This is a genomic window from Pelomonas caseinilytica (assembly GCF_021353235.1).
GTDB lineage: Bacteria > Pseudomonadota > Gammaproteobacteria > Burkholderiales > Burkholderiaceae_C > Pelomonas > Pelomonas caseinilytica.
The window spans coordinates 243,728-256,678 of the sequence record NZ_JAJTWT010000002.1 but is presented as its reverse complement, the minus strand read 5'-3'; the positions used below and the strand labels follow the sequence as shown (position 1 = coordinate 256,678).

5 protein-coding genes are annotated in these 12,951 nt (G+C 74.0%); all 5 read right to left on the bottom strand.

Going from position 1 to position 12,951, the window contains the following annotated elements; genetic code table 11:
- Position 1: 1 nt before the first annotated feature.
- Positions 2-4,228 (bottom strand): DEAD/DEAH box helicase, encoded by a 4,227-nt coding sequence (locus LXT12_RS26875; protein ID WP_304622751.1) that lies wholly within the window; start codon positions 4,226-4,228, stop codon positions 2-4.
- A 123-nt stretch (positions 4,229-4,351) separates the two neighbouring features.
- Positions 4,352-5,866, bottom strand: coding sequence for a DEAD/DEAH box helicase (locus LXT12_RS04985; RefSeq protein ID WP_233390059.1), 1,515 nt, complete (start codon positions 5,864-5,866; stop codon positions 4,352-4,354).
- A gap of 150 nt (positions 5,867-6,016) precedes the next feature.
- Positions 6,017-7,606: an ABC transporter substrate-binding protein gene (locus tag LXT12_RS04980; protein ID WP_233390057.1), complete on the bottom strand. Its 1,590-nt coding sequence runs from the start codon at positions 7,604-7,606 to the stop codon at positions 6,017-6,019.
- Positions 7,607-7,640: 34 nt separating this feature from the next.
- Entirely contained in the window at positions 7,641-9,098 is a 1,458-nt protein-coding gene (locus tag LXT12_RS04975; protein ID WP_233390056.1) for a DUF3999 family protein, read from the bottom strand.
- Positions 9,095-12,787 (bottom strand): DUF2339 domain-containing protein, encoded by a 3,693-nt coding sequence (locus LXT12_RS04970; RefSeq protein ID WP_233390055.1) that lies wholly within the window; start codon positions 12,785-12,787, stop codon positions 9,095-9,097. Before LXT12_RS04970 ends, LXT12_RS04975 begins: the two co-directional genes overlap by 4 nt.
- Positions 12,788-12,951: the final 164 nt, after the last annotated feature.

Sequence of the window (12,951 nt, the reverse complement as noted above, 5' to 3'; positions counted from 1 at the left end):
TCTACTTATCCTCCAGCAGGGCGGCCAACGCTGCCGCATCCAACGGCGCCACCTGCCCGTCACCCTCCAGCATGCCTTCGGCCAGGCCGCGCTTGTCGCGGTGCAGCTCGATGATGCGCTCCTCCACCGAGCCCGCCGTCACCAGCCGGTACACGGTCACGGGCCGCTGCTGGCCCATGCGGTGGGCGCGGCCGGCGGCCTGGTCCTCGGCAGCGGGGTTCCACCAGGGATCGACGATGAGCACATAGTCGGCCACCGTCAGGTTCAGGCCAAAGCCGCCGGCCTTCAGGCTGATCAGGAAGACCTCGCCCCCGTCGGCATCTCCGCGCTGGAAGGCGGCGACGCGTTTCGTGCGCTCGGCCTGGGGCGTGCTGCCGTCCAGGCGCTGGAAGGCCAGGCTCATCTGCGTGAGGCGCTCCCCCAGCAGGTCGAGATAGTCGGTGAACTGGCTGAAGACGAGGGCCTTGTGGCCGCCCTCCACCAGCTCGCGCACGATGCGCTCGAACTCGGCCATCTTGCTGCCCACCAGGCCCAGCTCGGGCGACACCAGGCGCGGGTCGCAGGCGGCGCGGCGCAGCCGCATCAGCTCGGCCAGCACCTGCATCGGTGCCCCGCGCTCGGGGTCGGCAGCGGCCTGGGCCACGGCGGCCCGGGCATCGCGGCGCAGGGCTTCAAGGAAGTGGCGCTCCTGCTCGCTCGGCTCCACACGGTGGACGATCTCGGTGCGGGCGGGCAGGTCTTGCAGCACCTGGGCCTTGGTCCGGCGCAGCAGGAAGGGCGCGACGATGCGGCGCAGCCTTGCGCGGGCAGACGCGTCCTGCTGGCGCTCGATGGGCCCGGCGAAGCGCTCGTTGAACTGCGCCGCCGTGCCCAGCAGGCCGGGATTGATGAGATTCATCAGCGACCACAGGTCCGCGAGCCGGTTTTCCACCGGCGTGCCCGACAGCGCCAGGCGAAAGCCGGCGTCGAGCTCGGCGACGGACCTGGCGCGTTTGGTGGCCGCGTTCTTCAGCGCCTGGGCCTCGTCCAGCACCAGCGTATGCCAGCGGATGGCGGCGAAGGCCTCGACGTCGATCTGCGCAAGGGCGTAGCTGGCGACGATGACGTCGCCGGGGCCGGCCGCGGCGAGCAGCGCGCCGCGGTCGCTGGCATCCGCATAGCCCTGCGCCTTCAGCGAGGGCGCGAAGGCGCTGCATTCGGCCAGCCAGTTGCCGCAGACCGAGGTGGGCGCGATGACCAGCGCCGGCCCGTCGGCCGCGCGATCGATGAGCAGGGCAAGGGCCTGCACCGTCTTGCCCAGGCCCATGTCGTCGGCCAGGCAGGCGCCGAAGCCGGCCGCGGCCAGGCGGCTCATCCAGGCAAGGCCCTCGACCTGGTAGCCGCGCAGTTCGGCGCGCAGCGACTTCGGAACGCGGGGCTGCAGCGCGGCCGCGGCGGCGAGCTGTTCGACACGGGTTCGCCAGCCGCGGTCGCCGGCCAGTTGCACGCCGGCCAGGCCCTGGTCCAGCCAAGCCGAGCCGGCGGCGGGCAGCTGCAGCTCGCCCTTGCGGACCTGGCTCAGCGCGTCCAGGTCGCGCAACTGCTGGCGCAGCTGTTCGGACAGCGCGAGGTAATGGCCCTCGGCCAGGCGGACGAATCGGCTCTTGCTGCCGCGGCTCAGGGCCAGCAGCTCCTGCAGGCCCAGCACCCGGCCTTCGTCGACGCAGGCCTCGCCGCTCAGGCCCAGCCAGTCGCGCCCGCTGCTGACGTTGATCTGCACGGCCGCGCCGTCCAGCGGCAGCACGCGCACCGGCTTGCCCTTGGGCCAGGCCAGGGCGGCGATGCCGGGCAGGGCGGGCAGGCGCTCGACGGCGGCCAGGGCTTGCTCGGGGTCGGCCAGGAGCCAGGGCTGGTCGGGCGGCTGCTCGGGGTCGAGGAAGGGCAGGGCGGCGATGACTTCGGCGCGGTGCCGGCTTTCGGCGGCCAGGTCGCGCTCGGTGGCCAGGCTCACGCCTTCATGCAGGCACATCAGGCGCTCGCGGCCCTGGCCCGGCGTGACGGCGGGGCCGAAGTCGCCGAAGGGCTGGGCGACGAGCAGCAGCGACAGGCCCTCGCCCTGGGGCGTGAGGCGGGCATGCAGGCGGCTGTCGCCGGCCACGCGCTGGCCGGCCTCGGCGTCGGAATGCAGCTGGAAATGGCCCGTCAGCACCTGCAGGGCGGCGCCCAGCTCGGCGGTGGCATGTGCAGGCACGCGCCAGCCCTGCGCCACCAGCTCGGCCACGCGGCGCTGGACGGGCGTGATGCGGATGAGGGTCGCGCGGCCCGGGCCGGTGCGCTCCACGCGCTGGCTGTTGCGGCGCTCCTGCTCCAGTTCGGCCTGGTTGCCGAAGCGCTGGCCATCCGGCGCGGGCTCGGCCGTGACGAGGGGCGGCTGGATGTGGAACTCGAAGGCGTCGCCGACGCGGCGGACTTCCAGCGTCGGCAGGCCTTCGCTCAATTCGACCCACTGGCCGGGGGCGTCGGCGAACATCAGGTGGGGGTGGCCGACGAGGGCGACGAGGGCCTGGGTCACGTCCAGCCTCAGGTCGCGCGCACCCGCCCAGGCGTCGCGTTCGATGTGGCGCAGCACGAGGTTGTCGCGATTGCGCTGGGCCCCCTGCTTCTTGAGCTTGCTGAGGCTGGCCGCCTTGAACTTCACGCCGCCGCGCGCCCCGACGTGCATCTCCAGCGGTTCCAGCGTCTTGACGCGGCCAGCGGCGTCGAGGCTGAGCTGCCAGGCGAGGTCGGGCTGGTTGCCGGCCGCGCCGGCCGCCTTGCCGTCCTGGCTCAGCGCGGTGATGGCGGCGAGGGCGTCCTGCCAGGCTTCCTTCGGCGCGCCGAAGGGGCTGGCAATGCGCGCGGGCGGGGCGCCGCCGAGGTCCAGCCGCTGCAGTGCGGCGCCGAGCAGTTCGGCGAGCAGGGGCTGCGGCTGGACGGCCTCGGTGGCGGCCTGCAGCAGCGGCGCCGTCCAGCCGCTGGCGGGACGGCCCAGCCAGGCGAGCAGCAGCAGGCGGTCCACCTGCATGGCGTCGCTGCCGGGGCGGGGCTGGAAGGCGGCGTCGATGGGGCTGTCGTGACCGAGGCGGCAGCCGATGGCATGGGCCCACAGCCCCCAGTCGTCATAAGGGCTGGGCGAGCGCGTGCCCGACTCGCCGATGGCGTATTTGCGCGCCTGCTCCCAGTGCTGCGGGTCGTCCTGGGCCAGCAGGCTGAGCAGATAGGGCCGCGCCACATCCAGCGACAGCGCGCCGCGGCGGCTGCGGCTAGCAGCGTGGATGGCCTTGATGGCGGCTTCGAAGCCTGCGGCGGCCTCGGGCCAGCGGCCAGCGGCGAAGGCGCGGGTGGCCGCCAGAAGCGTGACGGCGGGGCCCTCGATGCCGGCGAGGTGCGCCTCGGCGCGGTCGAAGTCCAGGGCCAGCATGGCGTCCTCGGCCAGGCGCACGCGCATCTCGAGCGTCAGCGGGCGGGGCCGGGCCTGCAGCCAGTCGCCGATCTGGCGGCGCAGCGGGTGGGCGGCGGGCAATTGGTCCAGCAACTGGCCCATCAGGCCGTCGCGCAACCCGGGGTCCATCAGTTCCAGCGCCTGCGGCAGCCAGGGTTGGGTGAAGGCGCTGGCGATGAGATGGGGCTGGTCCAGCGCGCGCAGCGGCCCTGACAGGTGGCGGCGGAAATCCTCGATGCCCATGCCGGAGAACAGCATCAGCCGCAGCGTGGAGGTGACGTCGTCGGCGCCGCGCAAGCTGACCCAGCCGATGGGGTCCTGCCAGTGGCCGCGACCGGGGCTGAGGAGATGCACGCGCTGGCGCCACAGGCGCTCGCGGTGGGGCTGTTGCAGCAGTTGCTGCAGGCGGTCGGCGTGGTCGGCTAGGTGGACGAAGGTCATGCCGCCATGGGCGGTTTCAGCCCGGCCTTCGGCCAGCAACTGGCGCAGGCCGTCGCGCGCGTTGGCGAGGGTGAAAGCCTGGCCGTTGGCACGCTCGCGATCCGTCATCTGCAGCCACTGCGCGACGTGGGCGATGGGCGCCTTGCCGCCGAGCAAGAGCAAGGCGTCCAGGATGGTCTGCAGGTCGGCTTCGGGCAGCTTTTCGGCCGGCGGCGCGCCCGGTTTGGATGCTCGGGCCTGCTTCAGCATGTCCACGGCGGACATGACGCGGCCATCGGGCAGACGGAACTGGAGATCGTTGGCGGGTGGTCGCGGCGGTTTGGGCATGGGGCGGGATTAGAGCAGCGCGGCCGAATGCAGAACGGCCCGCGCGGGGCGGGCCGTGGACGGTCTGAGGGCGCTGTCATGCCCTGCGCCCTGCATGGCGCAGGCGCCGTGCTCGGTCGTCGCTCAGCGCTTGGGCTGCGTCAGGCGCGGGCCGTTGTTGTGGCGCGGCGCGCCGCCGCCGTTGCCGCGGGCCGGCTGGGCACCAGCGGCGCGGGGCGCGTGCTCGGCATGCGGCTTGGGCGCGGTGCGCGCGCCGCCCACGCCGGTGTGGCTGCCGGGCTTGGCGGCGGGCTTGCCGCCGGAGCGGCCCTGGCCGTCACGGCCGCCGTCGCGCGAGCCGCCGCGGTTGTCGCCGCCACGGCCACCGCCGCCGCCGTTGCCGCCCCGGCCGCCACGTCCGGCGTGCTGCGGCGGGTTGGGGTTGCGGCCCCGGCTACCGTTGGGGTTGAGCACGGTGCGGCCCAGCACGATGGGCTCGGCCTTCTCGCCCGGGTCGGGCGCGAAGCCGGGCACGATCTCCTTGGGAATCTCGCGCTTGATGAGCTTCTCGATGTCGCGCAGGAAGCCGTTCTCGTCCACGCAGACGAGGCTGACGGCCTCGCCCTGGGCACCGGCGCGGCCGGTGCGGCCGATGCGGTGCACGTAGTCCTCGGGCACGTTGGGCAGCTCGAAGTTGACGACGTGGGGCAACTGGTCGATGTCGATGCCGCGCGCGGCGATGTCGGTGGCCACCAGGCAGGTGAGGGAGCCGCTCTTGAAGTCGGCCAGGGCCTTGGTGCGCGCACCCTGGCTCTTGTTGCCGTGGATGGCCATGGCGCTGATGCCCTGGTCGTTGAGGTAGTCGGTCAGGCGGTTGGCGCCGTGCTTCATGCGGGTGAAGACGAGGACCTGGTGCCAGTCGCCGCTCTTGATCAGGTGGACCAGCAGCTCCTTCTTGCGCTCGCGGCCCACGGGGTGGACCTTCTGCGCGATCTGGTCGTTGGTCTGGTTGCGGCGGGCGACCTCGATGAGCTCGGGCTGGTTGAGCAGCCGGTCGGCCAGGGCCTTGATGTCGTCGCTGAAGGTGGCGCTGAAGAGCAGGCTCTGCTTCTTGGCCGGCAGCAGGGCGAGCACCTTCTTGATGTCGTGGATGAAGCCCATGTCGAGCATGCGGTCGGCTTCGTCCAGCACCAGGATCTCGACCTTGCTCAGGTCGAGGTTGCCCAGGCCCGCGTGGTCGAGCAGGCGGCCGGGCGTGGCCACGAGGATGTCCACGCCGGCCTTGAGCTTGTCGACCTGAGGCTGCATGCCGACGCCGCCGAACATGACCATGCTCTTGAGCTGGGGCAGGTACTTGCCGTAGGTCTGCACGCTCTCCTCGACCTGGGCGGCGAGTTCGCGGGTGGGGGTCAGCACCAGGGCGCGCACGGCCGGGCGGCCGAACTTGTTGGTGGCACGGGGGCCGGCCTGCAGGCGGTGCAGCATCGGCAGGGTGAAGCCGGCGGTCTTGCCGGTGCCGGTCTGGGCGCCGGCCATCAGGTCGCCGCCCTTCAGCACGGCGGGAATGGCTTGCGCCTGGATGGGGGTGGGGGTGGTGTAGCCGGCGTCGGCGATGGCCTTGAGCAGCGGAGCTGCGAGGCCGAGGGTGTCGAAACTCATCGAATCCAATAGGGGGAGCACGCCAACGTTCACCGGGGCCTGCCGTGCCGCCGGGCGGCGACACCAGTCTTCGGGCAGGCCAGGCCGCGTGCGGGGGCCAGAAAAATGAAACGCCGCGCAAGACTGAGAAGCGCGGCGTTGGGAGGCATTCTAGCGGCTTGCCGATGGCCCCACCGTGACCCAGTCCATGTTGGCCCAGTTGTTGGGCGAGTGCGGAATGCTCACTTCGCGGCGCATGGCCCAGGGGATGACCTGGCGGTGCAGCGGAATGATGTTGACCTGCTCGCGGAAGGACTTCAGCGCCGCCTTGACCAGGGCCTCGCGCTTGACGGGGTCGGTCTCGGTCGTGGAGGCCGCCGCAAGGGCGTCGCCCTCGGCGTTGACGGAGCCGCCGTAATTGGCCACGCCCACGCCCTGCTCGCCGCGGTTGCGCAGCACCGGGGTCAGCATGACCTCGGCGTCCGTCGAGCCACCGCCCCAGCCGGCCAGGTAGAGGCTGGTGTCGAACTTCTCGATCTTGGGGAAGAAGAGGGTGCGCGGCATGGCGTTGACCTTGACCTTCACCTTCACCTGGGCCCACATGCCGGCCAGGGCGATACACAGGCGCTCGTCGTTGACGTAGCGGTTGTTGGGGCAGTCCATGGTCACCTCGATGCCGTCCGGGTAGCCGGCCTCGGCCAGCAGCCGGCGGGCCAGGCCCGGGTCGTAGGGCAGGCGGGCCTCCAAGGCAGGGTCGCCGTAGGCGCCGCGCGACGAAGACGTCAGGCCGCCGGTGAGCACGGCGTAGCCGCTCATCAGCTTGGCCTTGATGGCCTCGATGTCGATGGCGTGGTAGAGGGCCTTGCGCACCCGCAGGTCCTTGAAGGGGTTGCGGTCGCCGGGGGCCTGGCCGTAGAGCAGCCGGTCGCGGGTCTGGTCCATGCCGATGAAGATCAGGCGGTTCTCCTCGCCGTCGAGCACCTTGAGCTGGGGCAGGGTGCGCAGCCGGGCCACGTCGCGCGGCGGCGGGTCGAGGACGAAGTCGACCTCGCCGGAGATGAGGGCGGCGGTGCGAGTGGCGTCATTGGAGATGGGCAGGTAGGTGAACTCCTGCAGGTTGCCCTCGAAGCGGTTCCACCAGGCCGGGTTGCGCTTGAACACCGTCTTTCCCCCCGGCTGGCGGCTGACGAGGATGAAGGGTCCGGTGCCGTTGGCGTGCTGGCTGGCATAAGACTCCTCCTGCTTCTTGAAGTCCAGCGGCCGGGTGACGCGGTGCTCCTCGCACCAGCGCCGGCTCATGATGAAGAGGTTGGCCATCAGCTCCGGCACGATGGGGTTGGGCTTGTCGAGCACGAACTCCACCGTCAGCGGGTCGACCGCCCGCGGGATGCCCACGGCATTGGCGTAGACGCGCTGCGGCGCATTGGGGTCGCGCAGCCGCTGCATCGAGAAGACCACGTCGTCGGCCGTGAAGGGCGTGCCGTCGTGGAACTTCACGCCGGGGCGCAGCTTGAAGCGCCAGACCCGCGGCGAGACCTGGCTCCACTCGGTCGCCAGCGCCGGGCCCATGCTCATGTCCCGCATCCGCCGCGTCAGGCCTTCGTAGACCTGGTTGTTGAGGCTGTTGGTCATGACCTCGTTCTGCGAATGCGGGTCGGTGGTCTGCATGTCGCCCTGGCTGGCCCAGCGCAGGCTCTGGGCCGGCGCGGCCTGCGCGCCCAGCGCGGCCAGGATGACGAAGACGCAACGCAGCAGGGCCATGGTCAACTCCTCCGGACGGAGCGGCCAGTATGCGTCAGTGCCCGGCGCCGTCGGGCGCCTCGCGCGTGCTGCGCAGCAGGCTCCAGGCCATGCCGGCCAGCAGCAGCAGCCCGGCGGCGAGCGCGGCCCAGAGCCAGGGCATGTGCCCGGCATCGGCCCGGGCGCCCGAGGCCGGGGCCGCCGCCGGCTCGAGCGGCAGGGCCGGGAAGGCCAGCGCCGGCAGGCTGACGCTCGCGGGGCTTGGCGTGCCGGCCCGGCCCAGCGGCATCAGCTCGCTGGGGGCCAGGGGCTGGCCGGGCGCCTGCGGATCGCCCCAGGCCAGCCGCACGGGGCCGGCATCCCGCGCCAGGAAGACCAGCTCGCGCGTGCGGCTGCCGACCGCCAGCGTGGGCGGCGTGGCGCCCCATTCGCGGGTCGACCGCCGCGCCTGCAGGCGCAGGCTGGGGCTGGCGCGGCCGTCCAGGGCGATGACGGGCTGGCGGCTTTCGCGGCTGGCGTCGCTGCTGGAGGCGGTGTTCAGGTCCAGCCGCCACAGCACGCCCTGCCAGACCTCGACATCGTGCGGGGCGGGCGACTCGCCGCTGCGGCCTGCGTGCCGGTGGCGCAGGCCGTGCAGGGCGTGATGCCGCCTGAACGGGCCGGCCTGGGCGGCCGGCGCGGCGGGCTCGGAGAGGCGCACGACGGCCACGGTGTTGGGCTCGGCCAGGTCCAGGCGCAGGGCGTCCAGCGGCAGCCGCGGCGGCAGGGCCCAGGTGCAGGCGCGCTCGTCGCAGCGGTCGGGTGGGCGTGGCGGCGTCCACTGCAGCACCGGGGCGGGCAGGCGCTGGTCGAGGTGCTCCACCGTGGCGCGGCTGAGAGACAGGGGCTGGCCCAGCCAGGTCAGGCGCAGATAGCGCGCCTGGGCGGCGTCCAGGGCCACTTCGGCCTGGTGGAGCTGCTGGCCGTCGCGCTCCAGGTGCAGCACCGCCGCCTCGGGGTTCAGCGGGCGCCAATGCCTCAGGTCATCGCTCGCCTCCAGCGCCAGCGGGAAGACGCCCTGGGCGCTGCCCTGCCACTGCAGGTCCAGGCTGAGCAGGGTGCCGCGCGCGCCGTGGGCGTCCAGCAGCCAGCGGCGCGCCGGCGTGGCGGGGGCGGGAGGCGCGGGCCGGCCGGCCTGCCACAGCACGCTGCCGTCGGCGCCGATGCGGATGCTGGCCGGCAGGCCGGCTTCAGGCCGGGCCTCGTCGGGCAGGGGAAAGAGCGGCAGGTCCTGGCGCAGGGGATCGGTGTCGGCGGCCGGCTCGGGCGCCCAGGCCCAGGCCAGGGGCTGGCGCTGGGCATCGAGCAGCCGCAGGTCGTCGAGCGCGGGGCGGATGGAGAGGCCGTAGATGGCGGGCGGCACGGCCAGTCGGAAGTAGGGACCGACCCCTTCGCGGCTGACCGGCGCCTCGCCGGCCACGGCCGCAGCGGCGGCCAGGGCGAGCAGGGCGAGGGTCGCGAGTCTGGCGTTCATGGCTGGGCTCCCGGAGCGGCGGTGGCCTGGCGGGCGGGGATTGGCGCGAAGTAGCCCACCAGCAGCAACAGAACGCCCACCGCCAGGAAGGAGACGATGCGGGCCAGGCTGCCGCGGTCGGCCAGCTCCACCGCGAAGAGCTTGAGCACGACGATGCCGAGCAGCACCGCGCCGGCGATCCACGACTCGCGCCGGGCACGGCGGGCCGCCACGCCCATCGCGGCCACGCCGGCCAGGGCCCAGGTGATGGACAGTGCGGCCTGGGCCAGCGTCGAGGCCCACAGGGCATCGGCCTCCCAGGGCACGCCGGCGACGTGATGGCAGGCGCGCAGCACCGCGCCGCTGAGCAGGTAGAGGCCGGCCGTGCCGAGGGCTGCATAGGACCCGGGCGTGGCCGGGCCCGTCCGGGGCGACGCTGGGCGGTTCCGCTGCCACAGCAGCAGTGCCGTGGCGGCCAGGGCCATGGCGAGCTCCAGCGGGTTCAGCAGCGGCAGGTAGGGCAGGGGCGTCGCGAGGCCGGCATCCAGGTTGGCGGCCAGCAGCCCCAGGGCCGCAGCGGCCACCAGCGGCAGGGCGCCCCAGCCCCGGTAGGCCGGCAGCTGGGCGCTGACCGGCCAGCGCGAGCGCGCCTGCGGCAGGCTCACCGCCGCGAGCAGGACGGCCACCAAGGCCATGCCGGCCGCCGGTGCCCAGGCCGACCCGGCCGGCGTGTGCAGGCGCAGCGCGCCGTGGGCCTGCAGGGCGGCCAGCCCCGTCAGCATCCACAGGCCGAGGGCGTGCAGCGGTGCTTCCAGGCGCTGCCCGAGGCCATCGGGCTGCCAGCGGCGCAGCAGGGCCAGGTGGGTAGTGAGCACGGCAGGCCACGCCCACCAGCCACCATCGTGCAGGGGCAGCCAGGGCCAGGGCTGGTCGACCGCGTCGCCGACGGCCAACAGGGCGGCCAGGGGCAGCAGGCCGCGGGCCGCGAGGCCCATCTCCGGCCAGCACTGGCGCCGCGCCAGGGCGGCTGCAGCCAGGCTGCTCGCCGTCAGCCCCGCCAGCCAGAGGGCCATGCGCATCTCCGGGGCGCCGGCGCGCTCCAACGCCCAGGACAGCTCGGGTGCCCAGGCGACGCCCCACAGCAGCAGGCCGGCGATGAGGGGCGGCCAGCGCATGGCGCCGCGATGCAGCCAGCCGAGCTGGCGCTGCATGCGGGCGAGGGGGTGGTCGGGCGTTTGGGCCTGGCGCCGGCCCACGCGGTGCAGGGCCAGGGCGGTGCCCAGGGCCACCACGGCCTGCAGCAGGGCGGTGAGGAAGGCCGGGTTCACGAAGGGCCGGGCGAGTTCGCCGGGCGCGGGACCGGCGTCGAGCCCGCCGTGGGCGAGCAGGGCGCTCAGCAGCACGGCGCCCGTCTGCACGCCGGCCGAAAGGCCGATGAGGGCCGGGACCACGCCGCGCAGGCCCGAGGCCAGCGTCAAGGCCGCCATCAGCGGCCAGACCCAGGCCACCGTGCTCCACGGCGCGACGAAGAGGACGGCCAGGTGCAGCAGGGCCACGCCGACCACGAGACCGAGGGTCTGGCGCAGGCTCCAGGCCGGCGGATGGCCGCCGTCGCGCGCGGCGCGCCAGGTGGGCCGCGCCGCCAGCACCGTGGTGGCGATGAGGCACAGGGCCAGCATCACCGAGCTGCCGACGGCCTGCCAGCCGTCTGCCAGCACCGGGTTGCCGCCGGCCGCGGGGTTGGGCTGGACGGCGCCGAGCAGGCCCAGCACGGCCACCGCCTGCAGGGCCACTGCGACGCGGGCCCAGGCCGGCCAGGCGGCGCGCTGGCCGGTAGCGTGCAGGGCGACGGCCAGCAGGCCCGCGGCGGCAGGCGCCCACAGAGGCCGCAGCAGCATCCAGGGCAGCAGCGCGAGGGCCGCGCCGGCCAGCCAGGGCAGGGCCTGGGCGCCCCAGGCTTCCAGCGCGTCGAAGAGGGCGGGCGGCTCGCCGCTCGTGCCGGCGGGGCCGGCCCGGCGCATCAGCCAGGCCACCACCCAGGCGGCCAGCGCCAGCAGGGCCGGTCCCAGGGTCGAGCCCTGCAGCCAGGGCCCGCCGGCGGTGGCGCCGGGCTCGATCTCCTGCAGCAGCCGCGTCGCTGCGCCGGCGAGCACCAGCAGGCCGAAGAGGCGGGCATAGGGACGATGCTGGCGCAGGCCCAGCCACACCATGCCGGCGGCCTCCAGCGCCCAGGCGGCGCCCGTCCAGCGGCCTTCCAGGCCGAGCGGGATGGCCAGCGTGCCGAAGAGCACCGCGACGATGGCATGGGCTTCGGCCAGCAGGCGCATGCCGGGGTGGCGCCCGGCGAAGGCGATGCGGGCGAGCACGGCATGCAGCAACCCGAAGGCCACGGCGGCCAGTGCCGGGCCGAGGGGGCGGTCCTGCACCAGCAGGTATTGCAGGCCGTAGCCGGACAGCGGGGCGCCGAACACCAGGGCGGAATCGACGCGGCCGACCTTGTGCAGGGCCTGGCCGGCGCGGGCGAGCAGTGGAGCGCGGGTCTCCATCGGATCGTCGGCCTCGCCCACCTGCAGCGAGCGGCGGGCGAACAGCAGGCCCATGCCCGAGAACATCAGCAGGAAGAGGATGAGGAAGGACTGGGTCACGCCGTAGGCGGCGGGTTCGTAGTGTTCCCTGGCCCAGCCGCCAGCCAGCGCCAGGGTGCCGGCCAGGGCCACCAGGTGCAGCGGGCGCCAGGCCTTGAACCAGGCCATGCCGAGGACACCCAGGTCGAGCACGGCGAGGTAGGTGAAGAGGCCGACGGGGCTGGCGCTGCCGGTGGCGACCAGGACGGGCGCCGCGAAGCCCTCCAGCGTGGCCACCAGGGCCAGCGACATGGCGTTCTGCAGCACCGCCAGCAGGCCGGCGAGCACGGCCACGGCGAGCAGGAAGCCGAAGCCGAGGCCGGCGGGAATGAGGTCGTGCAGCTTCATCGCCGCGAGCGTCGTGAGGTAGAACACCCCGATGCCGGCGCCCTGCAGGATGAGGCCGTAGGCGCTGCGCACCCGGCGCAGCCGCCAGCCGATGGCCAGCAGCACGACGCCGACGCCGGCCACGCCGGCATAGCGCAGCGGCAGCGGCACGGTGACCCGCTCCGCCGCATAGCGCAGCAGGAAGGCCAGGCCCAGGAAGAGCAGCAGCACGCCGACCTTGACGAGGGTGTTGCCGCCGAAGAGGAAGGCGCGGACCGGCGCCGGCAGGCGGTCGGGCCAGGGGACGGCAGGGGGCGGCGCCGGCCGGGGTGGGGGCGGCGGCGCGGCGGCGGGCTCGGCGGCCACGTGCACGACCGCCGGCTCCAGGGGCTCCAACGGGACGGGGGCCGTGGGCGCGGCCGGGGTGGGGTCGGCCTCGGCGGGCGGCTCCGGCAGCGGCACGGTCACCGCGGCTTCGGCTGCAGCCGGCTCGGGCATGGCGGCGTCGGGGACCTGCACCTGCCGCGTGTGCAGCGCCTGCTCCAGCGTCTCCACGCGGTCCGCCAGCGTGCGCAGCTCGGCCCGCAGGCGTGCGATCTCTCCGTCGGGCGCGCTCCACTCGGCCTGCGCGTCACGGCGCTGCGGCTGCAGCAGCAGGCCGAACGTGAACCCGATGACGGCGAGCACGGCGGCGGCTTCGGGCGAGATGAACGCCCCCACCACGAGGCCGGCAATGCCCCCGATCCATTTCTTCGACATGGTGACTCCCCGGTTCGCCGCGGGCCCGGCTTGTTGTGATCGACCCTGCGGCGCCGGCGATGCTACCGGCAGCCGCGCCCGGCCCTCGGCGGGGTGGCGGGACGGCCCCCGCTTCGCCGAACTGCGACAATGGCGGCTTGGCCGATTCCTGGCCCCGTGCTTGC